The sequence below is a fragment of the Hyphomonas sp. BRH_c22 genome (genome assembly GCF_000961795.1).
In the GTDB taxonomy this organism is placed as follows: domain Bacteria; phylum Pseudomonadota; class Alphaproteobacteria; order Caulobacterales; family Hyphomonadaceae; genus Hyphomonas.
Genome location: NZ_LADU01000131.1, coordinates 1 through 26,169, shown reverse-complemented (window position 1 = coordinate 26,169; position 26,169 = coordinate 1). Strand labels below are relative to the sequence as shown.

Annotated in this window: 22 protein-coding genes; 4 read left to right on the top strand and 18 right to left on the bottom strand. The window is 52.3% G+C overall.

The window, feature by feature from the left end; genetic code table 11:
* Positions 1–738: 738 nt before the first annotated feature.
* The 18 genes from VR74_RS18890 to VR74_RS21340 form a co-directional block, all read right to left on the bottom strand.
* Positions 739–1,254, bottom strand: coding sequence for a hypothetical protein (locus VR74_RS18890; RefSeq protein ID WP_045699449.1), 516 nt, complete (start codon positions 1,252–1,254; stop codon positions 739–741).
* 169 nt (positions 1,255–1,423) lie between these two features.
* Positions 1,424–1,717 (bottom strand): hypothetical protein, encoded by a 294-nt coding sequence (locus VR74_RS18885; protein ID WP_034738361.1) that lies wholly within the window; start codon positions 1,715–1,717, stop codon positions 1,424–1,426.
* Between the two features lie 100 nt (positions 1,718–1,817).
* A complete protein-coding gene (locus VR74_RS18880; protein ID WP_034738360.1) occupies positions 1,818–2,672 on the bottom strand; it encodes an alpha/beta hydrolase in 855 nt (284 codons plus the stop codon).
* A gap of 66 nt (positions 2,673–2,738) precedes the next feature.
* Positions 2,739–3,617, bottom strand: a complete 879-nt coding sequence (gene bphC / locus VR74_RS18875) for a biphenyl-2,3-diol 1,2-dioxygenase (protein WP_034738359.1) — start codon at positions 3,615–3,617, stop codon at positions 2,739–2,741.
* 51 nt (positions 3,618–3,668) lie between these two features.
* Positions 3,669–4,898, bottom strand: coding sequence for an FAD-dependent oxidoreductase (locus tag VR74_RS21625; protein WP_051615014.1), 1,230 nt, complete (start codon positions 4,896–4,898; stop codon positions 3,669–3,671).
* Complete coding sequence (locus VR74_RS18865; protein ID WP_034738357.1) at positions 4,898–5,224, bottom strand: bifunctional 3-phenylpropionate/cinnamic acid dioxygenase ferredoxin subunit; 327 nt, start codon at positions 5,222–5,224, stop codon at positions 4,898–4,900. Before VR74_RS18865 ends, VR74_RS21625 begins: the two co-directional genes overlap by 1 nt.
* A gap of 8 nt (positions 5,225–5,232) precedes the next feature.
* Positions 5,233–5,796, bottom strand: coding sequence for an aromatic-ring-hydroxylating dioxygenase subunit beta (locus VR74_RS18860; protein ID WP_045699447.1), 564 nt, complete (start codon positions 5,794–5,796; stop codon positions 5,233–5,235).
* A 114-nt stretch (positions 5,797–5,910) separates the two neighbouring features.
* Positions 5,911–7,290, bottom strand: coding sequence for an aromatic ring-hydroxylating dioxygenase subunit alpha (locus VR74_RS18855; RefSeq protein WP_084146479.1), 1,380 nt, complete (start codon positions 7,288–7,290; stop codon positions 5,911–5,913).
* A gap of 69 nt (positions 7,291–7,359) precedes the next feature.
* Complete coding sequence (locus VR74_RS18850; protein WP_206741425.1) at positions 7,360–8,097, bottom strand: GntR family transcriptional regulator; 738 nt, start codon at positions 8,095–8,097, stop codon at positions 7,360–7,362.
* 240 nt (positions 8,098–8,337) lie between these two features.
* Positions 8,338–9,378, bottom strand: coding sequence for an alpha/beta hydrolase (locus VR74_RS18845; RefSeq protein WP_045699445.1), 1,041 nt, complete (start codon positions 9,376–9,378; stop codon positions 8,338–8,340).
* Between the two features lie 134 nt (positions 9,379–9,512).
* Entirely contained in the window at positions 9,513–10,496 is a 984-nt protein-coding gene (locus VR74_RS18840) for an NADPH:quinone reductase (RefSeq protein ID WP_034738356.1), read from the bottom strand.
* Between the two features lie 92 nt (positions 10,497–10,588).
* Entirely contained in the window at positions 10,589–12,475 is a 1,887-nt protein-coding gene (locus VR74_RS18835) for an AMP-binding protein (protein ID WP_034738355.1), read from the bottom strand.
* 175 nt (positions 12,476–12,650) lie between these two features.
* Positions 12,651–14,066: an outer membrane lipoprotein-sorting protein gene (locus tag VR74_RS18830; RefSeq protein ID WP_051615012.1), complete on the bottom strand. Its 1,416-nt coding sequence runs from the start codon at positions 14,064–14,066 to the stop codon at positions 12,651–12,653.
* A gap of 52 nt (positions 14,067–14,118) precedes the next feature.
* Entirely contained in the window at positions 14,119–16,041 is a 1,923-nt protein-coding gene (locus tag VR74_RS18825; protein WP_034738354.1) for a hypothetical protein, read from the bottom strand.
* 59 nt (positions 16,042–16,100) lie between these two features.
* Entirely contained in the window at positions 16,101–18,428 is a 2,328-nt protein-coding gene (locus tag VR74_RS18820; protein ID WP_299951328.1) for an efflux RND transporter permease subunit, read from the bottom strand.
* A gap of 46 nt (positions 18,429–18,474) precedes the next feature.
* Positions 18,475–19,566 (bottom strand): YCF48-related protein, encoded by a 1,092-nt coding sequence (locus VR74_RS18815; protein ID WP_045699442.1) that lies wholly within the window; start codon positions 19,564–19,566, stop codon positions 18,475–18,477.
* A 72-nt stretch (positions 19,567–19,638) separates the two neighbouring features.
* On the bottom strand, positions 19,639–20,421 hold the full coding sequence (gene hcaB / locus VR74_RS18810) for a 3-(cis-5,6-dihydroxycyclohexa-1,3-dien-1-yl)propanoate dehydrogenase (RefSeq protein WP_034738352.1): 783 nt from the start codon (positions 20,419–20,421) through the stop codon (positions 19,639–19,641).
* A 702-nt stretch (positions 20,422–21,123) separates the two neighbouring features.
* On the bottom strand, positions 21,124–21,867 hold the full coding sequence (locus VR74_RS21340; RefSeq protein ID WP_051615006.1) for an IclR family transcriptional regulator: 744 nt from the start codon (positions 21,865–21,867) through the stop codon (positions 21,124–21,126).
* 128 nt (positions 21,868–21,995) lie between these two features.
* Here VR74_RS21340 and VR74_RS18795 point away from each other — a divergent pair, with 128 nt between their 5' ends.
* The 4 genes from VR74_RS18795 (at position 21,996) to VR74_RS18780 (ending at position 25,910) form a co-directional block, all read left to right on the top strand.
* A complete protein-coding gene (locus tag VR74_RS18795) occupies positions 21,996–22,784 on the top strand; it encodes a fumarylacetoacetate hydrolase family protein (protein WP_034738348.1) in 789 nt (262 codons plus the stop codon).
* A 12-nt stretch (positions 22,785–22,796) separates the two neighbouring features.
* Positions 22,797–23,744: an acetaldehyde dehydrogenase (acetylating) gene (locus tag VR74_RS18790; protein WP_045699440.1), complete on the top strand. Its 948-nt coding sequence runs from the start codon at positions 22,797–22,799 to the stop codon at positions 23,742–23,744.
* A complete protein-coding gene (dmpG, locus tag VR74_RS18785; protein ID WP_045699438.1) occupies positions 23,744–24,793 on the top strand; it encodes a 4-hydroxy-2-oxovalerate aldolase in 1,050 nt (349 codons plus the stop codon). The genes VR74_RS18790 and dmpG overlap by 1 nt, the downstream gene beginning before the upstream one ends.
* A gap of 298 nt (positions 24,794–25,091) precedes the next feature.
* Positions 25,092–25,910 (top strand): DUF2285 domain-containing protein, encoded by an 819-nt coding sequence (locus tag VR74_RS18780; protein WP_034742714.1) that lies wholly within the window; start codon positions 25,092–25,094, stop codon positions 25,908–25,910.
* The last annotated feature ends 259 nt before the right edge of the window (positions 25,911–26,169 follow it).

Here is a 26,169-nt window from a genome sequence, read left to right as displayed (position 1 = left end):
TCGGTGTAAACGACGCACTTTTTCTTATTTTACATGGAGTTCTCTGTAAACCGCATCAGGTTTTCCGTATTAAAAACAAGGCTCGTTGGCACCACGTGTAAACCGCAAATGTCATCACTCTGGCATCGGAACTAGGCGCTTGTCGTCATGTCTTCCTCGCTTGCCCAATCGGACTGGTCCACCCGTAAAGTTAGAGTTGGCGGTTTCTGAAATGCCTGGCTCTGGTGGCCCAGTCGTGGTGCTAAAATACAGCAGCGATGAAGTGCTTGGCTCTGGTAGTCCGGCCTTGGTGTTAAAATCCAGCAGCGATTTTGGCCTTGCCAGCATGGCACAGGCCGACGTTGCGGGCAAACTCGGCAGGAGATTGCCCATTGTGAGCCGTATGAGGTCTCCTCTCACTGTAGTCCATTCTCGACGTCTCAAGTAGCTGTATTGCTACGGTCAAGGAAACGAACCCGTTGGCGTTCATCCCGGAGCGATCCATTAAAGGAATTCATGTGCACGCCATCTACCGAGGTACTGGGCCACGAGAAATCCATTTTGATTTGTTTAGATACGTACAAGAGCCCAAGATTTGATCGGTAAGCGCGTCACCATTGTAAGATAGCTAAAGCACTTGCCGGATCACTTTCGTCAGATCCCGTCAATGGTTGAGCTTTATCAACGTCTCTTTTCTATCGATTGAATTCAAACAATAGAGGTTGCTCCAGCCCCTTCTTTATCCGCATACTGATTCTGTCAAGCAACACCTTCACTGAATGCGCGGATGAGTTGGCTGAGCGCTCCCTCGGCTTCAGCGAAGCACGAGCCCGGTTCGCCCCGCTCATGATATTCGCTAATGACTGCCAGGCAGATAGCTGCTAGCTCTCTGGCTAATCCATTCGCGCCTGCGGATGCTTCGAGGCTTTTGCGAAAATCATTTGTCAATCGATTAGCAGCCGCGCCGACCTTGCGGGATTCGACGTTCGGACGCGCGAGCAACAATTCGCGCCTCCGAAGATGCCAGCCTTTCTGAACGAGAGACAAGGACGGCTTACCAAGTTCGGCGGCAACGAACCCGTCGATCAGATTGGCAAGCAAAGTGCATACAGCCAAGACTGCTACGTCATTGCGGAAACCATTCTCAAGCATCCTTGTTTGCGCAGTATAAAGGCCCAAAAGAATATCGACGGCGGCAGATGAGAGCCTCCCCACAGGCACGTCAGCTTTGTCATCGCCTACCGCATTTCTCGCCAATGCCGCGACAACAGTCACTCGCCCGGACCCGATTGAAGTTTTCTGCACAAGAACAATAGTCTACATTTCCCCGAAGAGAGCCGGCCTCACAGCGGCAAGACCAATCGAATGCGTAATAACTCATGCTTCGGACAGCTTGTTCAGAAGCAGAGCTAGCCAAGGCGAAGACTCTTATACTGGAACCTGTTTAGGGAGCACATACCGCCACGATTTTCTGAGACGTTTCGGACAGCCCATTGATGCGCGCTTGCCGATCCGGTATTCCTGCCGATTCAACAAGCTCGTCAATGGACTCTTGTCCTTGTTCTTCAGCGCCTGTTGCTAAGCACTCACAAAAATCCTGACTCTCCTCCTCGCTCAAACCGTCAGCAACAGAAACCGTTACGCAGACGCGCTGCAAATCATCTCGGCCCTCCGCTTGCGCGCTCGCACAATACAGGGCCGCAAAACCAGAGGCAATCAAAGCAAACTTTTTCAACATTTTACCACTCCTTTTTAGTCCTTGTTCGAACTTAATTATTAAGTCAATTGCAGCATACGAATTTTAGATATTTTCGTTTCGCACTAACGACGCACCGCACCTATTTTTCTTCCGCCTCCTGAATGAAATTCATGACGAGTTTTTCAAATCTCGCAGCATGTTCAATTTGCGCCCAATGCCCGCACTCTCCAAAGACATGCAACTGAGACCTCTTGATTAACTGCGACAGCCGCAGGCCATTTTCCAGCGGCACAACCACGTCTTCACGCCCATGAATAACCAGAACCTCATGAGGAATTTTCTGGATATCGCGTTCATCACTTGCCAAGTGCTCCAGCCATCTCCCCCGAGGCGCAGGAAACATCGCTGAGAATGACTCCTGAAAACCCGGACGAATGCTTGCTTTGTACCGTAGTTCAGCAAGCTCATCCGTTACCAAACTTCGATCATATGCAAAGATATCCAGCAAACGGCGCATATTTTCAATGGATGGAGAATACCCCCAAACCTGGTCAAGTCCCTCACTCAGCCCCAACGCCAAACCCGCGCTTCCCATCAGAACAATGCGCCGAACTCTATCCGGGTGTCGAATGGCCATCGCAAGAGAAATCGCACCCCCGAAGGAATTGCCTACGAGATCGGTCCGTTCAATATCAAGAGCGTCCATCAACCCAACAACCTGGTCGAGCCAACTTTCCATATTATAGTAGTCTTTTCCCGGACGTTCCGAATATCCGAACCCGAGCATATCAGGAGCAATTACTCTGGCCACCTCACTAAAATTTGGCATTGCCAATCGCCAGTTTGCCCAAGCTGAAACCCCCGGCCCTGATCCGTGAATCAGAAAGAGCGGTTTCCCAGCGCCGAGATCATGATAGTTCGTCTTTACACCGTGAACTTCAATGTTACGTGCGATCTCTGGGTTGGTATCTTCAGATACGATCTGAATGGCCATGCTAGAATCTCCTAAATGCAGCGTCGGGGGTCGGACGGATTTGGATCAGTTTTGCGGACGCGCCGCTCAAGCTCCTGTGCCCATAAACTTATGTCCCCACATGCTGATGCTGTCATATCGGACGACAGACCAATCTGACTCGATGGGTCGAGCGCCCCATCCATACTCGACAGCAAAGCCGGAAGGCGTGACGCCGTAGAACGAATACATGTGGTCATTTGTGTGCCGACCGAGCGTCATCACGATCTCATTCTTCTCTGACACGCGATCATATGCGCGCCCGACATCATCGAACGAGCTTACTTCCAGCATAAAGTGGTGTAACTTCTTGGAGGCGGGCGCTTGGATTAATGCCAGGCTATGATGGCGCCTGTTGCAATGGAGAAAGTTCACCTGAAGCTTCACGTCCGGATTGACCTGCCAGTCGATGATGTCGGATAGCTCCATTCCCAGTCCACGGATGTAGAAATCCAAAGAACGTTCAATATCTTCAACACTCAGGACATAGTGCCCAAGTCCCTGATCCTGAGTTAGAAATCCAGATACACCCGTAGGCGAAATAAACGGCTCTTCGTAGAGTTCGCTGGCACCATAATACACCTCAATCTTGATCCCTGACGGATCAAGGCAGGATACCAAATCAATCACTCCCCGTTGCGCCAACAGCTTGGAATCGGCCTGCTCGACGGAGATACCCATTTCCTTTAGTCTTTCAGCGATCTCAAGCATCTCGGCTCGATTCGAAGCTTCGAACCCCGCATACAAAAGATCATCTGCCGCACCTGGATGGACTGCAACCCGCCAATTTCGAGAATCCATTCTCAGAAAGAGAGTGTCATTTCTCGTCCCAGCATCCATTAGCCCTAACGTTCCGGTTGCGTAATCCCGCCACGCATCAATGTTTGATGCAGAAAAACCCAGATATCCCAACTTCTTAACGCTCATTGTCTTCTCCCTGTCTTTTTGATTTTAGTGTGTATCCGTACTTATTGTACTTCACGCGACCGTCTTTGCCGCCAATTTGAAAACGTCTTTCATACGAATGAGTGGATCACGAATTGATTTCGCATCTACCTGCATCCTCCGTTCAATGATTTTTGATGCGAAAGAAAAATCTGCCGGCTGGTTTATTGAAACAACAGATTGAAGCTCCCCACCATTCAATCGACACACCGTCATTCCGGTCCCTCCGGGATCAACCCGAGTGACGACATCGCCAGGACCAGTGACTTCGCCCATCATCTGTATCCGATGCCCCGCTATCTCCGTCCAAGAAATCGGAACTTGCGGTGCTGGCTCACCCTTTCCGAGCATTGCTCCCGCAGCCACAGCCGCCTGGTTTTGAGAATTCAGATAAGTCTCCAGACTGCGGCGCCCTCCGCTCCTGAGAGGCCAACTTGCGACATCGCCCGCTGCGTACACCGTGTCGCTTGAAGCCATACCAACTGAATTTACAATGATGCCCCTCGCGCACGCCAATCCAGCATGCTCTGCTAAAGCGGTGACCGGCTCCGCACCAACGCTGACGATTGCCAGATCACCAGAAAATCTTCTTCCGTCGCCGCATCGTACTTCCCGGAACGAGGGGTCTAGATCTACATGAGTAATTGAGACGCCCGTGTGGACTTCAACCCCTATGGCCTCCAATTCCTCTCGACACCACGAGCCTATTGTCTTGCCCAGAACACGCAACAAGAGCTCATTGGCAGTCTCAAGGATAATCGCCTTTGCACCCATCTTCTGAATTGTAGTGGCAAGCTCACATCCAATGAGGCCTCCCCCGATGATGATGACTTGTGCCCCAGGGGAGATTGCTCCCTGTAGAGCCACGCAATCGTCAAGTGTCCGCAGTGAGTAAAGTCCCGGCGTCTCGCTATGCGCATCTAGACGCAGAGACCGCGCCCGAGACCCAGTGGCAAAAAGGAGCTTGTCAAACTTGAGGTCCGAGCCAGAGCTCACCTCAATACGCATCGAGGGCAAGTCTATTGTTTCAACGCGAACTCCCAGACATTTCTCGACCCTGAATTCTTCGCTCCAATTACAACCCATTAACAAAGGGGGGGCAGATTTGGTCGCTAAAGCAGACTTGGACAAAGAGGGTCGATCATATGGCTCATACGGCTCGTCGCCAAAGAGGAAAATCTTTCCCTCAAACCCCTGGTCTCTGAGCGACCGACACGCTGTCGCCCCCGCCAGACCCGCACCTATGATCGCGAAACTCTGCATCAATCGTTGACCTTACCAGATTCGAAATCCACGTAGACGTCGTTGCCCTCCACCTTCACGGGATAAACAGTTAAGGCCGCGCAAGCGGGTGGAGCCTTCACTTTTCCCGTCCGCACACAGAATTTTCCCCAGTGAAGCGTACACTCAATGACGCCATTTTCGAGAAAGCCATCCGCTAACGACCAGTCGCCATGTGTGCAGCGGTCCTGAGTCGCGAGGATCTCTCCGTCTAAGTTGAATAGCGCGATAGGTTCGTCGAACAACTCCACCCGCAACGCGTCACCTTCAGGAACTTCGTCTAGGCTGCAAACTTTCTTAAAAGCCATCACGATACCTAGAAAAAGATGCTGAGATTATTAGAGAGAATCGTACTTTGATCGATGTGTATGGTTCTCTTAGCGATCATGAAGCCGAGCTTGTTGTCACTGCGGCGCAGTACATCCATTCGCTCTCCTGCAAAAATATCGACCTGCCGTTCCAGACGATTTCGGTAAAGAATAAATGACGACGTCACATGAACTTCCTGATCATCACTTGCATCGTTAATGATGACGTTCGCTATGATGTGGCGCGTTCGCGAAGCCGGGCTTTCAGACCATCCGACATCCGACATTAATTTCCGCTGCCGCCCACGCATCATCACTAGATCATCATCAAAATGCGCGTACTCACCGTCCTTAGAGTATTCGAGCTTTTGATCGCGCCTCGTGCGATTCGTTCTCAACGGCATAAAGTACCTGATGTCCTTGTCCAGAAGGTCAAACCAATCGTTGAACTCGTGCCGATCAAGCAGAAGAGACTCCTTATAATAGAATTGCTCAACTTCATGCTGCAGCAGCAGAGCGGCAGTGCTTATCTGCGACGCTGATGACTCTGGTCCCACTTTTTCTTTCAGCATAATTATCTCCAATTTGCGCGATTTATGCGCCCGTTATTCGCGAGGGTTAATAGAACTATCGGTTGAGCGCACTTCGCTCTGCCTACGAAACGGGTGATCCGCTCACAGACCTCCCTACTTTGGCCCGAGTGTGTCCCAATCAGGTTCAGTCATCATACGGATCCACTGATGATAGAGTCCGCGAGCGGCTTCTTCATTGTACACATACCCAATACTGCCCGGGTAATGCGGATTATCGGCAGCAGAACGACCTTTTCCCATTTGAATGTTGAGCCGGCGCTTCCTAGCCTGATGCCCTCGCAACACAGCCTGGATTTCGACCCAGTTTTCACCATCGTCTTGCTCGAATACGCCTCCGGCAGAAAACGTTCTTAATGTCTGACGGCGGTACTCTTCCTTGATCTCGTCAGGAGCATCAGCATCTACAACTGTAAATGCCCATATCTCTGTCTCGTTCGGGCCTCTCGGCTGCCAGGTTCGAACGGTGTTGATACCGGGAAGGAATGAGCAGGTTGGGAAAACAGTCATGTGCTGGACCATCAATTGACGCGCACGCTCTGCGCTTCCCAAGCGCCTCTCCGCCCTGGCGGCCGCTTCACCTTCCGTCCAATATTTAGCAATCTTGGGCCCCATGATAGCCACTAGCATACCTGGCTCTCCGACATAGAAACCCGTTCCATGCCCGCCCCACTTCGCCCTGAACTGGTATCCCACCGTCGGAATCTTCGCATCCGAAAGCTCCATACCTTCGGGCAGGCCCGCCTCGATACCGGACAGATGGGATACGGTTCCGGCATGATACATGTCACTACAAAACTGCTCAGCGGCAAACTTCCAGTTGCATGGGATAACCCATTTCTGCATGCCGCTGATAACTTCAGTACCCGCCTCGGTTCGATCGAGCATGTGGTCCATGTAGAATGTCGCGTCGCCAAGATACTCGCGCAGATTTGGCGCGTTTTTATCCCAGTTCGCGAAGATCAAGCCCTTGTAGGTCTCAACCCTTGCCTGGCCCGGCCCCCACTCGGCCTTGTTGAAGTCCTCACAGAATGCCTCAGACTCATATGGTACGTTCACCAAGTTTCCGCCGATGTCGTACGCCCAACCATGATAGCTGCATGTAAACGATTTTGCGTTGCCGCCATCGGTTCGACAGATTCTCATCCCCCTATGCGGGCACTGGTTTAGAAAAACCTTCAAGCTTCTATCTTTTTGACGCACAAGAATGACGGGATCCTCGCCCATATAGGCCGTCAAAAAGTCACCGGCTTTGGGAACATGTGTCTCGTGCCCGAGCATAATCCATGATCGTCCGAAAACGCGTTCCTGTTCCAACTCATACAGATCCTGATCTGAATAAATTCTTGGATCAAGCGTGCCATTCTCTTCGTCAAGCAGAGCCGTTATCTCCTCGACATTCCAAACATTTTTCTTCTCGAACGCCTTTGGTTCGTGCCCGATGTTCAGGCGCGTCTTTGTTTTAGCCGTCGTCATATTTGTAACCTTCCTTGATATCATGAGCCGCCCATGCCTCCATTTTTAATATGAGGCCTGCCGGCAGAATTAGCCTTCCTTGTCCGGACTTTCCAAAATCAGACCACGCCCCTTCAAGAATTCTACGGCTGACCAAATATGAAAAGATAGCGCCTCAACCGCCGCATCGGCGTCACGCGCAATGGCCAACTCGAAAATCTTCTCGTGTTCAGAATGAGCCAACACGCCAGGGCTTACTCGACTGGCTGTAGACAACCGCCGGTAGCGTTCCGCTTGCTTGTAGAGAATAACTCGGAACTTCTGCACCCAGCGAGAGGAAGAAGCCGATACGAGCGCATCATGAAATTCCTGATTGCGCTGCTCCCATATCTCGAATCCTGCGATTGGATTAGCTTCGAGCCTTTTCTCCGCAAGGGACAGTTGGTGATATGCTTGGACAACCCGACCTTCCCAGTCATCTTTCCCGGATACGATACTATCCCGCAACGCTGATGCTTCCAGCAGGACCCGCGCCTTGGTCAAATCCTCGAAATCAACAAGCGACATCGGCGCCACTCGAAAACCTTTTTGGGATTGAGTAAGGACGAGCCCATCCGACACGAGGAGAGATAACGACTCCCTCACAGTGCCAACACTCACTCCATAATTTTCACTTAGTGGCTGAAGTCGCAGCTTGTCACCCGGCCCATACTTGCCGTGTACAATATCGAGACTCAACTGCTCGTAAGTCGACTCAATCAGGCTCCGAGGCCCGTCTGATTCGGACTCAGTTTCCGTCCGACGCTGGAACATTTCACCCGTGGACATGATTGATAGCCTCTTCCTCACCTTGGATTATTCTTTTTTATCAAATAAAATTATTTTTTTTCTTATGTCAACAAAATTCAGGATGCATTCCCCAATTTCTCAGCATTCCGTCTGGGCCATAGAGTCCCACGCACGCCCGAAAATTCGTGTTCATTATCCTTTGCCCAAGCGCCTGATAAAATGTTCACTCGGGAGATAATACAGACGCACGTTAGCGTGCGCACTTCCGCGTAGCGCGCCTCAAACAAGCTCTCTCATGAATCCCAAAACCAATTCATTTACTTCCTCAGGCCGTTCTTGTTGGATCCAATGACCGCATCCGGACAGAATGTGTGACCCGACATAATTCGGAACGAACTCGCCTACACGATCAATTGCCTCTAGTCCCCATCCTGTCGTGACATCGCACTCTCCTCCAATAAACATCGCAGGTGGGCGAAGCTGAGTGCCGTCATGTGACTCAAGCTGCTCCCAACTGTTTTGAATACTTCGATAATAGGAAAAAGGCCCTATCATTCCTGACCGCTCGAACTCCTGCGTATAGAACTCCAAATCATCCGTTCTCAACCAGACCGGAAGATCGGCGGGCGCATGCATTTTGTCCCGCATTCGAGCACCAAACGGTATACTAAGGGCGCTCGCACGTATGATGTCCACTTGCGGTAAGTCCAAAAGGCCAGAAAAACCCGCAGCCTTCATACTCTCGCCTGAAAAGGCCCACAGAACGTCACGTATCCAACCACCCGAATCTTCTTCGAATTCCCGTATGGCCGGTGCCAGCGAACCAAAATAGTCCTGATAGAATTGTTGGTCTGGTCCAGCCAATTCTTTATGAATATCTTCTGGAGAGCGTTCACCGAAAGGAGAGCCAGGCAGAGCAATTAGCCCGCGCCCAGAGAAAGGAATTGCAAGCCCCACAACGCCACGGAAGATTTCAGGATGCAACCAGGCCGCTGTCCAGGCAATCATTGCCCCCCAGTCATGCCCAACGACAACGGCACTTGAGGCACCTAACGCCCTGACCACACCCACGATGTCCTCGACAACAGACTTGATCAGATAATATTCGGAGTCCAAGAATTTGGATGATCGCCCATAGCCTCTTAGATCAATGGCAACGGCCTGGTAACCGGCCTCGGCTAAAGCTGAAAGCTGGTGGCGCCACGAATACCAGGACTCCGGAAAGCCGTGAACGAGTATGACTAGTGGGCCTTCGCCTTCGCACACGGCGTGAATTCGGGCAGAGCCGACAGTCAAGAATTGTGAGCTTCTTTGTTGCATGATTTTTTCCGAAATCAGAAATCAAAATTGTCTCTGTGCGTCCGTGAAGGCCGGCTCCAAAAAGCAAGTCCGGAAAGCCCCTCGGGAGGTATCCTGCTGCTCCAAATAACTTGACAGCATAGCTCTCCGCCGAACTATTCAATTCTCAAAACGACATTGCCCGGCAACGCTCCGCTCTCAACCAGTTCATGGGCTTCCACGAGATTTGCAAAGCTCACCTTTTTTGCAATATTATGCAGGACGTTCTTGTCCTTAAGCATGTCTTGGAGCACCAACAGGGCTCTTTGCCTATCTGACCTGGATAATTTGTACACGATGAAAAAGCGATAACAGATATTGCGTCCGATTGACGGCGAGAAAGGTAAAGCGATTTCTTTTTGACTGCTGCCATAGATGACGGCCAGCCCCCCCTCTTTCATAATCGCCACGTCTGTTTGAATGTTGGCAGCCAGGTCTACTTCGATTATCCGGTCGACGCCCCGATGGTCCGTAACCTTGTTGATTTCTTCGACCAGCGTGTCTGTTTTGTAGTTGAATACAAAATCTGCTCCTGCGCGCCTCGCTAGGGCCGCCTTCTCCTCACTGCTGACTGTCGCAATGACAATTCTGGCACCACAAAATTTTGCCGCCTGAATCGCGTAATGGCCAACCGCACCTGCGCCACCCGCGACGAGGACAATCTGCCCTCGAACTCCTCCGTCAGTTGCGACGGCATGACAGGCGGTCATTGCAGGAATGCCGAGACATGCACCGTTCTCAAGCGCCAGCCCGTCCGGCATATGCTCGACCTGCTCAGAAGGCAGCACAACGAACTCAGCGGCAGTTCCATTGCTTCTGTTCCATGCGGCATTCCAGACCCAAACCGCATCGCCCGGCTGAAAATCGTCAACGCCATCACCAATCATATCAACCAGTCCGGCTCCGTCACTATGAGGAATGCGTGGAAATGGGATTGTGGAGGGGATGTGCCCACTGCGGGTTTTGACATCAGAAGGGTTCACACCCGACCATTTTAACCGCACCCGAACTTCGCCGGCCCCAGGCGCCGGCATCACCATCTCCCGCAGCGTCAATACGTCCGCAGCTGGCCCTGTATTCTCGTAGATATAAGCTTTCATGTTTTCCCTTTCTGGCGTCAATTCCAGATTCAAAAATTACTCATCCGTGGGCCGCCAAGACATTTGCCATTGTGGTGAGGCCGGATACGCGCCTACCGAGCAATGGCTGAAGTGATATCATTCAATACCTGCGGGTCATCGATCGTCGCCGGAACTACATAGTCTTGCGACTCCGCAATGCTCTTGATCGTTCTCCGTAGAATCTTTCCCGACCTTGTTTTTGGAAGTTGATCGACAACGATGACGCGCTTGAAGGCAGTTACCGGACCAATTTCGGTTCTCACCAAGTTTACGATTTCTCTCGTAATTTCTTCCTCTGCACGCGTGACCCCATCGTTCAAAACGATGAGCCCAATTGGTAATTCTCCCTTCAAAGAATCTGCAACTCCAATAACGGCGCACTCCGCGACATCTGGATGCGCCGCCACCACTTCCTCGATTGCACCAGTGGACAGGCGATGACCCGCAACGTTAATAATGTCGTCAACGCGGCTCATGACGAAGATGTAGCCCTTATCGTCTATATATCCGGCATCCCCGGTCTTGTAGTATCCGGGGTATTCCTCAAAGTATGATTTTAGAAATGCCTCATCGTCTTCCCACAGTGACAGCAAACACCCCGGTGGAAGCGGCAGCTTTATGACAATAGCTCCGTGCCCACCTTGCGGCATTTCAGAACCGCTCTCATCCACAATGCGAACATCAAATCCAGGCATAGGAACTGTGCTAGAACCATATTCTGTTGGCAGCTGTTCTATTCCCAACGGATTGGCTGCGATCGGCCACCCTGTTTCAGTCTGCCACCAGTGATCTACGACTGGCACATCAAGGAGACGCTCTGCCCACTGGATCGTGTCAGGATCTGCTCGTTCACCCGCAAGGAACAGCTGTCTGAAACCGGAATGATCGTAACCGGAAAATAATGAGCCTGCTGGGTCGACTTTCTTAATCGCCCTTAACGCCGTGGGTGCCGTAAAGAGCGTATTAACCCGGTGCCGCTCAATCACCCTCCAAAAGGTTGCAGCGTCTGGTGTTCCGACCGGCTTTCCTTCAAACAGTATCGTCGCACTGGCGTTAAGAAGCGGACCATACACAATATACGAATGACCGACGACCCATCCTACATCCGATGCGGCCCAGAACACCTCTCCCGGTTTGACATTGTATACATATTCCATCGACCATTTGAGAGCGACCGCATACCCCCCGTGATCCCTGACGATACCCTTCGGCTTTCCAGTCGTCCCCGATGTATGCAGAATGTATAGCGGGTCGGTAGACGCCACGCTCACACATTCGGCTCTCTCGCCAGCCGTTCTTGCGGTTTCAACCAGGGCGGCCCAGTCGAAGTCCCGCTCATGCTCAAGCTCGCACGTCCTGCTAGAACGCTGGAAAATGATTGAACACTCAGGTTTGTGCGGGCTGAGCCTGATCGCCTCATCAAGGAGAGGCTTGTACTCAACGATACGACCAGGCTCGAGCCCGCAGGACGCTGACAACACAATTCTTGGCGTCGCGTCCTCGATTCGAGTGGCAAGCTCTCTAGCTGCGAACCCCCCGAATACGACCACATGGACTGCTCCGATGCGCGCCGTCGCAAGCATCGCAATCACAGCCTCGGGAACCATTGGCATGTAAATCAAGACCCGATCGCCGGCATTCACCCCACGCTCTTTTAGCACGGTCGCAAGTATACCAACCTCATCGAGTAGTTCAGAATAAGTATACTTCCGCACCGCTCCCGTCATTGCGCTATCGTAAATCAACGCCAGATCATCTCCACGGCCATCGCGCACATGACGGTCCAAAGCATTCCAGCATATGTTGCATTCGGCGCCGACAAACCAACGGGTCGCATGATCTTTCGATTCTCTGAGTACGTCGTAAGGTCTATACCACTCCACGGCATGAGACGCTGCCTCCCAAAACTTATCAGGTGCCGATTCCCATTTCTGGTATGTCGTTCTATAACTTCCCATAAGAATGTCTTCCAATACTGCCGGGTCCGCCTTGCCGCCACTATGTTCTTTACAACCGCACAACCAGTTTCCGGCCTGTGACCAAGACGGAATAGTTCCAATTTTCTTCGGTGTGAATCGTAGCTCGGCAGCACGTGCGGGTTGGCAATCTTGATGAATGCCAACCCGAGAGTGACTAGCGTTTGTCTCTCAATTTATCGACGTCGAACAAAGAATTGTCCATCTGATCAACTTTCTCCCAATCCGACGACATGCTGAGTATCGTGTGCCGTTGTGAAATCAAGTTTGGAATAATCAGTGAACGCCACATTGCGCGTCCCGTTGTGGGCTGCCACCAGCGTGAATCGTCCCAAGTCCGCCATAGGTTACCCCGACGATCGTACATTTCCATCCACTGGGTATAGTAGAGTTCCTTATCTACCCAAATGCGTTTTTTGGAGTACTGGTAGCTGTTGGTGAGATCATCGATATCATAAACCCATACCGGCCTCAGCTCCATGTCAACAATTCCCGTCAAAGCGCAATGCGCCTCATCCGGACGATAAGGATCGTATGCTGCACCAACCTCCGGTGCGGCTAATACGAAGCCCTCTTTAACCATGGTGTACTTGAATTTGCGTTTATCAGTTTTGGTCCACTGACTACGCCATTCGTCCCAAGTGAGCTCCAGAGACGGAGCAATTGGATCTTGGCCATTGGTACCAGTAAGAGTGCGAGTACGACGGAGCGTAGGGATGAAAATCCTGAAGTTGTCATCTTTGTCAGCATCCGCGTACCGAAGTCGGACACCGGCTAATCCTCGCACATCCCTAGGCGAAGTTAGTAGCAAAGAACCCGCTTCGGTGACACCTTCATATCCCGGAACATTACCGAGCGGAGTTTTACCAACTCTACCCGCCATCTTGCGCCACCAAATATTGCCTGTGTAAGAGCGTTCGACCTTATTGCTGGAGCTACAGCCGGTCATCAGTACCGGGTTGAACCAGAGATCTTCTGTTCCCACGCCGTGCGCATTGAACAACCAGTTTAGTTCATCACCATTTTTTGGTGTCAGGAAAGGCAATCCGCTCTTTGTGAGAACGCCATTTTTTCCGTCCCTGTCTACCAGCTCACCCTTTTCATTAATCGTGAAGGGATCTTTGCCCAGCTTCTTGGTCGCATCGAGCAGAGCTTTCTGCATATAATAATGGTTCGTGGGAACAATGCGGATACCCTTGACACCCATCCACTCACTATTGAGCCGATCAATCCAGAACTTTGGAAGATAGTCTGACAACCAAGGCATTGACGCCAGGTTGTCTTTCGTGATGATTAACCCTGGTTTTAGCTCGCCCGGAATATCGGCGTCCTCTATGAGGCTCGAGGCCGTGTAACCTCTGAAATCCTTCCACTCTTTCTCAAGTTTTCGGGTCTCATCATTGTCAAGCATATCAGCCCAGGCTTTGTGTTCGGGCAAGCCCGTCTCCTTGGCAAACGCCTTCCAGCGCTCGATATAATCTTCTTGTGCATTCGCTACGGGCGTTGCTGCAGTCGCAACTGCCATAAGCGCCGTCGCTCCGATCAGAAAGCTTTTCAAGCTTAACCGTTTCATTTTCTTCTCCATCATCAAGAACCAGACATCTTTGCGTTATCGTTATGTTTCTCTAGAATTGGTAGGTCAGAGAAAACTCAACGTAGTCCGATTTGTTATAGAGCCCCAAAAGGCCCTGCTCATCCTTCCCGCTAAAGTAGCCCACTTCAATTCTGGGCTTCCAATTTCCTCCTCCTACGGAGAAATCTATTCTCTGCCTTATCGCAACGCCACCTTTATCCATGTCCCAGATCGCCAAGCCATCCAGAGTCACTTTGTCGTTTAAGAAACCCTTCGTGTACGTCTGAGTTATGAATTCCTGGTTCTCTTCAACATTTGTAAGCGCGTAAGGCGCCTGAAACAGGAGCCCATCAGCATCTTCGGTATGGATCTCGAAAAACTGAGTTGTCATAAAAATCGAACTGCGCTGCGATTCCCACCCCGGCACCCAGAAATTATAATCAAATCCGACCAGGACAGACAGCTGATCTCGTCTCGCGATTGTGTCGTCACGGGTAGTGATGAGAGCTGGTGTGCCGACGGTCATCCGCCCGGGCACAAAGGGGTTCTGAATCACCCCCTTGTTGAAGGGTTTGTCAAACTCGTATGCCGCCTCCAAACGCAGTACCGGAGAGACATCCTTTCTACCGAATCGGAACTCCGTCATATCGCGTGTGAATGAAAAACCGACGGTCTTTTGCCGGAGTGTGTAATCGAGGTCAAAATCTGCAGTAATAGAACACGGCACCCCTCCCGCCGCCGGATCCAGAATATCAAGGCAGCCGAACGGAATTAAAGGAAAGTCCCCTGGCGCCGCAGTCCCAGCTGCTAGAGACTGGATGAAATCAACGTACTGACCCGGCGCATTCATCGCACCTATGGTGGTTGGGAGATCAATGGGCACATTGACAACGCCCGCTGCATTTGGATCTCCGATAAATGTGCCAATATGAACTGTTGCACCGGTGTTGACGACGATCGGCAGATCCTGAAAACCGTAAAAACCATTAACTGTCCCCTGCCCGCCAAGGACATCGAATTTTAGCCGCATGCCGACCTCGGAATCTTCCCAGTCGTCTGTTTCCTTGTCCGACAGCTTTGCTCCCAACAAAGGCATTCCAAAACCGGACTGCCCTTCCACCAATCTCGGAAAGGGCAGTCCGAAGGGCCCTCCGGACGTGCTGGAATTCGGCGTGGGATTATTCACGATGAATTCGGAATGGCGTACCACCGGAGTGTAGATCACTTCCAGTGATGGATCCTTGAGTCCTAGCCCCTCAAAAGGAGCAGCCAACCCAAGCTGGTCAATATCCAAAGATAGGGCAGCACTCCACTGAGGTATCCGCAAATCCTCGGTGTCTGTAAATATACTCCTTTGGCGGAGATCCTGTGGGTTCAGAATATCAAGAAGGCGCAGACCATCTGCTTGCCCCCACCCTCGCTGAAACTTTCCGACTTTTAGAGACGCGCGTCCCTCTGAATCAGCAAACGCTATCGACAGCTCTCTAATCACATCCTGCTCGAAATCATCGAGTATGCGATTTTCTTCACCGCTATTACCAAACGGTTCAGGAAGCGTGAGCGCCCCATCCTGCGAGAGTAAAAAATCAAAGCGATCTAGAAACGGAGGGCCCTTAGTAAAGTCTTGCGTGCCAGGTCCGATTGAATCTCCGTCATCAAGATCATAGTACCAATCGCCGCGCAGCCAAAAATCGGAAACAACCGTCACATTGCTATTGGGAGTCCACTCAGCCTGAAGCTGCGCTACAAACTGGGAGGGCCCCACTCCAGTTCCACCACCATACCGGTCAAAATAGACGCCCGTCCCTTGCGTCAGACGTCCGCCCACCCAGACATTGTCGGGCAGGTTCAGCGCTTCAGCCAATGACTCGGCATTCGCTGCTAGCGGCATCATAAGGACTGTGGAAAATGCTGTAGCCCCGAGCAGGCATAGCTTTTGCGACTTAGTTTTAGTTTTTTTATTCTTGGTGTTCATCTTTCTCTCCCTCACTTTCTATTTTTTCCGATGCGCAGCCAGGCTCTATCGCCCTCAATCTAACCAACCATCGCCCTGACTATTTTCTTCTGTGTGCTAAACGGAAATCCCCGCGGCTTCAGCAAGCCGATTGCTGCAGGCACAACAGTGAGCGCCCCCACCATGTTGAACATCAAGATGATCGCCAACAGAACGCCCATCTCGGCTTGGAACCTGATCGGAGACAGGAAGTACCACGGCAATAGCGGCAGTATCATCGTCAGTGCCGTAACTATCACGGCAATACCAGACGTGTTGAACGCCCGGCCCGTCGCCTTCGCGAATTCATGGCCGTGCCTCATTTCGTCGCGTATCCGGTCTGCCATGTAGATGCTGTAATCAACACCACGGCCCAAACCCAACGCAGCAAGCGGGAGCGTATTCAAGTTCATCCCCACGTCCATAAGCGTCATTACACTCATGGTGATAAAGTGAGATGTCGTCAGTACAAGTATGATCACGACTGCAACTGCGGGTGATCGATATAGCCAGAGCAGGTTAACTGCGATAACGATGATAATGGCAATAAGGAGCACATTTTCTTTATGCTCGATCTCGTCGTTGCTCGCCTTAATTATGCCGATCTGTCCGCCGGCGAACCTCACACGCGGCTCCCCATCTGAAAACTGATAGGTGTTTAGAAATTCTTGGCCCGCCGCCATCAACGCATTCACGGTGTCAGCACTATGCTCCCCCGTATAAATTGAGAGCTTACCGATGCTCCATTCCGGGTTCGTATAGGCGGCAAAGTCTCCTGGCTCACCGCCAGACCGGAACATGTAAATGTTAAATCCTATTTCTTCTTCTGTATCAGGAATTGTTTGGTATGAAGGGCCCCCTTCCCACAAAACCATGTTGATATTTTTTACAATCGGAACAAGGCTCTGTGCGCGAGTTGCCGGAAGAACTCGTTCGTAAATATAGCGATCAAATGCTTCGATCTGATGATACACACGCGGATCTAGCATGATCTCTCCATCACCGGAGAAATAGGCCTGCATTACATCCGTACCGACACGGTCAAAGCTTGAGTTGATTTTTTTGACATCTTTGTTGTATTGGGAATCTTTCCACAGGATCGGGCTCCCTTCTGCGTCACCTATTTTTAGCCCCTGCGAAATGAAAATGCCCGCAATCAACGCAGCGACAAAAGCCGGGAGGAATACATATCTGGACGTTTTCAGCCCAAATATTTTGGCTAGTGCGGCTTGACCCGGTAAGGTGGTGCGGAATTTTGTCGGCTTCCGAAGGACCGCCATGAACGCCGCAGCAACAATAATTCCCGGGGTCAGCGTTAGAAGCCAAAACGTGCAAATGAAGGCAAGCGACTGTATGCTTGGGATAGTCACCAGAGCCAGAACCGTAAATCCAGCTGCATCGGTAATCACAGCCGCAGTGCTCGGGAACAGAAGGCGCTCAAGGCCTTCTTTTACTGCATCACGCATGGTGGCACTATTTTCGATTTCATCGAAAACGCGCGAAACGAATTGAACTGAATGGGATAAGACAGTGGCGAAGACGAAAAACGGCAGCAGGAGCAACAGGGGATCAAGATTGTAACCGACCAAGCCAATGACGCCAAAGCCCCAAATCGTGACAGCGAAGGCCACGAGCATTGGAACAGCAACGCCAACCCAGGATCTGAAATAGAAAAGTAGGACGGCAGCGATAGCCAGCACAGACGCCGCAAAAACCAACAGCATCTGAGGCAGATATTTCTTAACCGTACCCAGAAGTACGGGTCTGCCAACGACTGATATTTTTACATCTTTCGTCGAGAATTCTGATTTTAGATTGTCAATAAAGGCGACGAACTCCCGAGAATCCACCTCCTCTGAAAGCTCGGCAGAAATAAGCATTGAATGCTCATCCAGTGAAACCAATGAGCCGAGAAACTGCCCCCTGACGATTTGTTTGAAATGCTCCATATCAGACTCAGAGCGGGGCACTTCCGGCCACATAAGAGGACTAACCAGAATTTGCCCCTCCCCGCCGGCCACCGATCTCGTCTTCCGGAGATTGGCCGCCTCAAACAGAGGGCGGATATTGTTATCGTGAAAATAGAACTCGTCTGATACTTCCCGATACGTTTCAAGAAAGTCCGAATTGTAGATGTCGCCTGCTTTATTTTCGACTTCGACAAGGACATTATTGACTCCACCAAACTGACTCCGGAACTCCTTATAGAGTTCGACATTCGAATGGTTTGCAGGCAGCATATCTTCGAGAACGACCTTCAACGAGACACCTGTCACGCCGAAATAAGCCGCCCCCGATGTGACCAGAAAAGCGATTGCCAGAATGATTCTGGGAAATCTTATGACGAAATTCGAAATATAACTTACCACTGAATTTGAGCCTTTGATTGAATTTGCAACAAGCGAACTTCTCCTGTTACCACCGCACTAACGGCTCCGGATCTGAGACATCGAATTCGGTTTTTAGTACGGCACCGTTCGCCCCAACGACAATATACCATCCGTGTTCAGATGTTTTTGAGATTCCTCCGTACCAAAGGAATCCTGGCTTACTCTCCAGGGGCAGCAATTCCGATACAGGCAATCCAGCTTTTACACGGACCACCCCGCCCTGGCCTACGATCACTCCGTCACCATCTTGGTCTAATGTTAGATCGAACAAATGCGCATCTGTCCCCGAGGACAAAGCTGTGATCGTCGGGACACGGTCCTCTAAGCGTTCCGAGCCCTCTTCAACGTCACTGTCCGAACCAAATCGAACCATTGTAAGCTTGCCGCCAAGCCCAGATATTAGCGCCTCCGAACGCCATGCATCTACCGCTGTGAATGTGACCGAGGCATCGGGCGCGTCCAGCACCTCCCAGCTCAATCCATCATCGATTGACGACGCTATCAGGCCGAACTCCCCAACCAAAACCAACCGCCCGTCCTCGAGACGTGTAATGCCATTCAATCTCGGTAGATCACGCCCCTGATATCCGGATAACGCCTGAGTTTGCCACGTTTTACCGCCATCGGACGTGTGAAGCACTGTAGCCTCATGTCCGACGACCCAAGCTGTCTGGGCGTCGAGACAGTAGACATCTCGCAAGTTAATGCCCGGCTCAACATGCACAACTTCCCAATGCGCTCCCCCGTCTTCAGACCTCAGGATCTTGCCTCTACTCGTGACAGCAATGCCGACGGCCTCGTCCACAAAGTCGATTCGCCTAATTAAGTCCGTAAACGGCAAGGGCTCGCGCTTCCAGTGCCCTCCTCCATCCTCGGTCTTCAGTAGTGTCCCGTAGTATCCCCCCGCCCAGCCCACAGAATCAGAGACAAAATCGACGGCAAATAAATTATCAGGAACAAACCGTACACGTCCGTCAGTTGGCATCTCTATATTTGACCGAGGGCTTATGTCGGGGGGCGATAAAACGGCCTGCTCTGCCAGCGCCCCAGGTTGGGAGAAGTAAAGCACCCCAGCAGCAGCGGCAGCATGAGCGAATTTGAAGACCGGCAGGTTCATAGATTTGATCCAAAAGACCGCCAGCACTGCTGGCACAATTTCGACTTAGTTGGTGAACGCGTTCAGGCTGGGTCAGCCCACGCCAATACCGCCATCGGACAAGATGGTTGTGCCTGTGACGTATCGAGCCGACACCGGACAGGCAAGCAACGCATATAGCGCTACATGGTCTTCAGGCTTTGCGGCAAATCCGAGCGGTGTCATGCCCTCGAGAAGTTTGTCGATCTCTGGAATCTCAGCCATCTGGGACTTTGCGTGCTCGGATGAGGGCGACCCGGAAAGATTGGTAATCGTACCTCCTGGAGCTACGCCATTAACCCTAACGTCTGGCGCGACTTCCTTCGCAAGCTGCTTGATGAGTCCAATCACAGCGTGTTTCGATGCCACATATAGCGGACCACCTCCGCCCGTAAAAAAGCTTGAGCTAGAGGCCGTGAAAATTATGGACCCTTTAGACTGGCGAAGCGCAGGAAGACACGCGTACGCTCCGAGCGCGTACCCCTTTACATTCACACCAAAAATATCATCGCAGACTCTTTCGAGCTTTTCTTCATCCTGCGCTTCCAGAGGCGTTATAAAATCCCATATCCCTGCATTGCCGATAAAGGTGTTCAGTCCACCGAATCTCTCCACGGCAAGGGCCGCAGCGCGCTGATTGTCTGCCAGACTGCGCACATCCCCAATTACTGTTTCAACCTCAGCCCCGAACTCACCCCGCAACGAACTCGCCTGTTCGTCATTGACGCACAGAACACACAGTCTGGCACCTTCCTCGACAAAATGATGGACCACCGCCCGACCAATTCCCGTGGCTCCGCCCGTAATCAAAACGGAACTGCCGCTTAGTTTTGGCATATTTAAGTACCTCCCTAACAACCTTGCTTGAGGTGCAAGATTTTGTTCTTTTTTTGAGAAAAAATGATTTTTTTGATTGTGTCAATATTTATTTACGAACAGCGCGAGCTCAAATTCCGTAGCAAGGATCGAAATCTGCATGTGGCCAAAGGCAACTGTGCTATCGATGCCGCTGTTAATTTCGCCATACGGAACAGACGCCAGCGCAACTTAGTGCACCTGACTCCCGGATTGGAGCAGTGCTCGCCGCCCCGGATGTCGAAAAGCCATTTCCCGACTCCGAGATTTTTGTTCCGTATACTCGCTTATTTCTATCGGTTGTTCGGGAACGCTCAGAACGCAGTCCATGTTCCCACATGTCCGATTATTCGCGCATTGGCCGCTTTCGGGAATATTCTCGGCACATAAATATCATGGGTAGGCGTACAGAATTCCAATCCTGTTCCACCCGAGTGCTCAGATTCCATAAAGTTTCACAATGTGAGAGCGATGCCGCTCATTCGCATCCGGCCAGGTTGACGCGCAACCGGATCGCGGCACAACTCAAATGTGTCGTGTCAGGTTGAACTTCACTGCCATTCAAGGTCAGGGAACGTACAACAGATACGACAACCAGTCTGTTTCCTCCGGCGGAGCTAGGTCTCCGCCAAACTCTGGGAGCCTAAGCGGCTCCCATTTTTTTGAGCTCTCATCTCCACATGATCATGCGCCGGCCCCTAAAGTGGAAGAGATTGACTGCGCTACCCCGTTGAGCTGAATCAGGCGATCACGCTGTTCTTTAGGACTCGCCCACCTCTGGCTAGATGAACTAGAAATTGCGCCCACGACTATTCCCCGCGAACTGAAGACTGGCACAGCGATGCAATAAAGTGCGTTGTGAACCTCGCCATCGTCGACGCCGAATCCCTTGTTGCGCGTGCGATGTAGTTCTCGTTCGATTGCGGCTGGATCCGTGATCGTTTTATCCGTTAGCTTTGGAAAGGGCCCGCTGGATATATACGCCCGTTGCTCGTCGACCGTCATGTGCGAGAGCAACACCTTGCCGATAGCAGAACAGTACGCCTCCAGCTGCCCGTTCTCGCGCGTGAACACCTCCTCTCCTTCAAATACCGATTTCGCGAGGTAGGTAACCATGTCGTTCTCCAGAAGGCCAAAGTGGGTCGTGGTTTCCAACGCGACACTTAGTTGGTCCAAAAAGGGCCGTACTAGTTCCGACAGCACTGCATGTGGTGTGTACCCCTCCAACTTCTTCAGAAAAACTGGGTTGGGCAAATATCGTCCACGTCTGGATCGGCAGATGAGCCCGGCCGAATGGAGGGCATTCAGATGCCTGTACAGAGTCGATTCCGGCACCCCGAGCTGGACACTCATTGCGTCTGATTCGAATACACCGTCCTGCGCAACAAGTGCTCCGAACAAGGCCATCGCCTTGTCGAAGGAAGACATGGATCGTGTCACACGGATCTCCATTTATCACATTGTGATAGCAATTGGCCTGCCTCGGATTGCAGTGTCAAGTATATCGCGTAGTTAGCGATCTACATTCCAAGTTACTTACGGACGCGAACCAGACCATGATCTCCAGAGATGAAATTCAAAAGGCTGCGGATGCACTGTTCAACGCACACGCTGGACAAACCTACTGCGCGCCAGTGCGTGATCTCATTGGTCTTGATCCGCAAGCCGGATACGAGGTCCAGGCGATCAACACAGCCCGGTGGGTATCCGCAGGGCGACGGATTGTTGGCCGGAAAATTGGCCTGACGTCAGCGGCAGTCCAAAATCAACTTGGCGTAGACCAGCCCGATTTTGGCGTCCTCTATGCGGATATGGAATATTGCGACGGTGATGAAATTCCGTTGTCAGCAACTCAACAACCCAAGGCCGAGGCTGAAATAGCCGTTATACTCGGCAGGGACATCAACGCGCAGGATACAACGCCAAGCGAACTGATCCGAGCCATAGACCACGTCGTGCCTGCCATCGAAATTGTGGGCAGTCGTATCAAGGACTGGGATATCCGCATTTCGGATACGATCGCGGATAACGCCTCATCAGGCCTATATGTCCTGGGCGGTCCTGTTCGTGCACTGCATGGGCTTGATCTCGTCAATGCTGGCATGGTGATGAAATGCAATGGACGCCCGGTTTCATATGGCGCCGGCATCGCGTGCCTTGGAAATCCGCTAAACGCCGCACTCTGGCTCGCACGAAAATGCGCAGAGCTCGGAGCACCTCTCAAGGCCGGCGACGTCGTTCTGACAGGTGCTCTTGGCCCGATGGCCTCAATGGAGCCTGGTGATCTGTTTGAAGCAGATATCGAAGGTATTGGGTCGGTTCGCCTCGCAATTGCGGCGAAATAGGAGACATTGGAAATGACAACTCTCAAGAAGACCAAGGTTGCGATCATCGGATCCGGAAATATCGGAACTGACCTCATGATCAAGGTCATACGCAAGTCAAAGGGTCTCGAAATGGGCGCGATGGTCGGGATCGATCCCGACTCGGACGGCCTTGCCCGGGCAAAGCGCATGGGTATCGCGACCACGCATGAAGGAATTGAGGGTCTCGTTAAGCTCGACGTGTGGCCCGAAATCGGAATTGTCTTTGATGCGACATCTGCTGGCGCACACAAGCGGCACAATGAAGTCGTCACGTCCGCCGGAAAGGTGATGATCGACCTCACGCCTGCGGCGATCGGGCCGTATGTCATACCCGTCGTCAATGGTGACGCGCATCTGGATGCGTCAAATGTCAACATGGTCACTTGCGGCGGGCAGGCGACGATCCCAATCGTGGCAGCAGTAGCATCCGTCGCGACAGTCCACTATGCGGAGATCGTCGCTTCCATCGCCTCCAAGTCAGCCGGGCCGGGAACGCGGGCCAACATTGATGAATTCACCGAGACCACCTCAAAGGGTATAGAAGAGGTTGGAGGAGCCCGGAAAGGCAAAGCCATAATCGTCCTGAACCCGGCGGAGCCTCCGATGATCATGCGCGATACGGTATTCACCCTCTCTAGTGGCGCAGATGAGCCGACAATTGAGGCCTCAATCGAAGCAATGGTTGCAAAGGTCAATGCCTATGTGCCCGGCTATCGGATGAAGCAAAAGGTTCAGTTCGAACGGTTCGGCTCGAACAACCCGGTCAAGATTCCGGGCCTGGGCACGTTTGAAGGCATCAAGACCAGCGTCTTCCTGGAAGTCGAGGGTGCGGCCCACTACTTGCCTGCATACGCGGGAAATCTCGACATAATGACGTCAGCTGGCATTGCGACCGCTGAGAAGATCGCCGCGCAGCGGCTAGCCAAGGAGACTGCCTGATGGCGTTCGATCCAAAATCCGACAATCTTTACATTCAGGACGTCACTCTGCGCGACGGGATGCATGCGATCCGACACCAATACGGTATCGAGCACGTCAGCAAGATTGCCGCCGCCCTTGACCAGGCCGGGGTCGACGCAATCGAGATTGCACATGGAGACGGCCTGAATGGCTCAAGCTTCAATTATGGTTTTGGTGCCCACACAGACTGGGAGTGGATTGAAGCCGTCGCAGATTCAGTGAAAACGGCGAAACTGACCACGCTCCTCCTTCCCGGGATCGGAACGATCGAGGAGCTGAAGCATGCCTACAAGCTTGGCGTCAGGTCTGTCAGGATCGCCACACACTGCACGGAAGCCGACGTATCGAAACAGCATATCGGTGTTGCCAGAGATCTGGGTATGGACACGGTTGGCTTTCTTATGATGTCCCACATGGTTGAGCCTGAGAAATTGGCTGAACAAGCCGCCATGATGGAAAGCTATGGTGCCGAATGTATCTATGTCACCGATAGTGGCGGCGCGCTCGACATGGATGGATACATCGCACGGCTTCAAGCCTACGAAAAAGTCCTGAAGCCGGAAACTGAACGGGGTATCCACGCCCACCACAATCTGTCGCTTGGCGTCGCCAATTCCATTGTCGGCGTTCAACATGGCGCAAGACGCGTGGATGCTTCGCTGGCCGGCATGGGTGCCGGGGCCGGAAACGCACCGCTTGAGGTGTTCATCGCAGCCGCCGAGCGAAAGGGGTGGAAGCATGGATGCGATCTTTTCGCGCTCATGGATGCCGCTGAGGAACTTGTCCGCCCACTCCAGGACCGCCCCGTCCGCGTTGATCGCGAAACGCTCTCGCTGGGCTATGCCGGGGTGTACTCGTCCTTCCTCCGGCATTCAGAGAAGGCAGCGAAAGATTATGGGATCGATACACGTGAAATCCTGGTTGAACTAGGACGTAGGCGTATGGTTGGTGGCCAGGAAGATATGATCGTCGACGTAGCCCTGGATATATTGAAAGAACAACAATCCACTCAAAAACTTGCGACGTGAGCGACCAATCTTTATTGACTGTTGTCTTGCATCGCGGTCACGATGCGAGACTACAATCATCTATCTGGTATCAATCTCTCGATGCAGCCTGTTGTAATTGTGACGGCTGCGAGATTCAATCTGTCTGGACGAACGGCGCAGTCAGAACACGCTCAATCTGCTTATGTGCGTACAGTGCTTTTGGCTCGGTGAGCGCACTTTTTCATCGCCTTTTGACCTAAGCGAGCAACCTTGAAGTTTCCATGATAAATTGAAATTGGCACGCCTTCTGCATTCCCCTGACGCGGGAGGCAGATCCATGCTTGTTCACACGATAGAAGACCTGAACGATACCCTCGCCAGGTATGACTACACCGCCAATCTCTCACGCGGGAACTGGGCCTGGGAATTCGCCCGGCGCAATTCCGCGCTGAAAGCCGCCGCCTATGCTGCGCAACCTGACTTTGAAACAAGAACGGCATGTTGTGACATACAGCTTCTCCGGCTTTGCGAGCAGGACCGCCAAGCCGAAGACTGGGGACTTCTCTATTTTCCGAACCCAGATCAGTCGGCCCTTACCACGCATGTCTTCTGGTCCGACAAGACCTATCCCCGCAAGGTCGCCGTTCACGTGCGTGAAAGAGAGCGCGGCGAGATCGACGAAATCTTCGAAAAGAGCACGCGCCTCTGCAAGATCATCCATCTCGTGGATGCCTTCGAGCACGAACACATCCTTGTCAAAGGTAAGAAGTGCTCGATCCAGGTCAGGTGCAGTGGCAAGTCGCTCTTGTCCCTCGAGCCTGTAAAAATGGAATTCTCCATCTCGGGATTCAGCACAATGCAGGATCACGTGAATGCGCTGAACCGTGCCCAGAAGGTCTACGGCGACGACGACATGTCGCCTCCTGTCTGGTCACGCAAGGGCCTCGGCTATCGCAACGCTCTTGTCGCCTTGGATGCCCACGACGCGGGACTCACCTATCGTGAAACCGCGACGATTTTCTATGGTGAGAAGCGCATCTCGGAAGAATGGGGCGGACCGTCGTCCGCCATGAAGTCCGAAATGGCCCGCCTGCTCGCCAAGGGCCAGCGCCTTCGGGACGGCGAATATTTCTCCCTTTTGGAAGAGAACCTTTGACCTGCCCCTCCGCACATCGAAGAGCGCATACGACGTCATCCGGTCGAACGCTCTATTTCGATTAGCGGCTTACGAACTGGTAGACACCTCTTAGTATCTCAAAGCACTTGTAAGCATCGCCCCTCCCCCGCCTGCTGACGCGGGGCTGTCCGGGAGACGAGAGCCCTCCACCTCGTCCACGTCACCTGACCGGGCCCGGCTCGTCTCCGGTCACGCGGCCACCCGTTCGGGTCGCCGCGCGCTGCGGGGGCTCGCCGGC

Coding starts and splice junctions, on each gene's coding strand:
- VR74_RS18885 (WP_034738361.1), bottom strand. CDS start 1,717: ATGTTGAAAAAGTTTGCTTTGATTGCCTCTGGTTTTGCGGCCCTGTAT.
- VR74_RS18880 (WP_034738360.1), bottom strand. CDS start 2,672: ATGGCCATTCAGATCGTATCTGAAGATACCAACCCAGAGATCGCACGT.
- bphC (WP_034738359.1), bottom strand. CDS start 3,617: ATGAGCGTTAAGAAGTTGGGATATCTGGGTTTTTCTGCATCAAACATT.
- VR74_RS21625 (WP_051615014.1), bottom strand. CDS start 4,898: ATGCAGAGTTTCGCGATCATAGGTGCGGGTCTGGCGGGGGCGACAGCG.
- VR74_RS18865 (WP_034738357.1), bottom strand. CDS start 5,224: ATGGCTTTTAAGAAAGTTTGCAGCCTAGACGAAGTTCCTGAAGGTGAC.
- VR74_RS18860 (WP_045699447.1), bottom strand. CDS start 5,796: ATGCTGAAAGAAAAAGTGGGACCAGAGTCATCAGCGTCGCAGATAAGC.
- VR74_RS18855 (WP_084146479.1), bottom strand. CDS start 7,290: ATGACGACGGCTAAAACAAAGACGCGCCTGAACATCGGGCACGAACCA.
- VR74_RS18850 (WP_206741425.1), bottom strand. CDS start 8,097: ATGTCCACGGGTGAAATGTTCCAGCGTCGGACGGAAACTGAGTCCGAA.
- VR74_RS18845 (WP_045699445.1), bottom strand. CDS start 9,378: ATGCAACAAAGAAGCTCACAATTCTTGACTGTCGGCTCTGCCCGAATT.
- VR74_RS18840 (WP_034738356.1), bottom strand. CDS start 10,496: ATGAAAGCTTATATCTACGAGAATACAGGGCCAGCTGCGGACGTATTG.
- VR74_RS18835 (WP_034738355.1), bottom strand. CDS start 12,475: ATGGGAAGTTATAGAACGACATACCAGAAATGGGAATCGGCACCTGAT.
- VR74_RS18830 (WP_051615012.1), bottom strand. CDS start 14,066: ATGAAACGGTTAAGCTTGAAAAGCTTTCTGATCGGAGCGACGGCGCTT.
- VR74_RS18825 (WP_034738354.1), bottom strand. CDS start 16,041: ATGAACACCAAGAATAAAAAAACTAAAACTAAGTCGCAAAAGCTATGC.
- VR74_RS18815 (WP_045699442.1), bottom strand. CDS start 19,566: ATGAACCTGCCGGTCTTCAAATTCGCTCATGCTGCCGCTGCTGCTGGG.
- hcaB (WP_034738352.1), bottom strand. CDS start 20,421: ATGCCAAAACTAAGCGGCAGTTCCGTTTTGATTACGGGCGGAGCCACG.
- VR74_RS21340 (WP_051615006.1), bottom strand. CDS start 21,867: ATGTCTTCCTTCGACAAGGCGATGGCCTTGTTCGGAGCACTTGTTGCG.
- VR74_RS18795 (WP_034738348.1), top strand. CDS start 21,996: ATGATCTCCAGAGATGAAATTCAAAAGGCTGCGGATGCACTGTTCAAC.
- VR74_RS18790 (WP_045699440.1), top strand. CDS start 22,797: ATGACAACTCTCAAGAAGACCAAGGTTGCGATCATCGGATCCGGAAAT.
- dmpG (WP_045699438.1), top strand. CDS start 23,744: ATGGCGTTCGATCCAAAATCCGACAATCTTTACATTCAGGACGTCACT.
- VR74_RS18780 (WP_034742714.1), top strand. CDS start 25,092: ATGCTTGTTCACACGATAGAAGACCTGAACGATACCCTCGCCAGGTAT.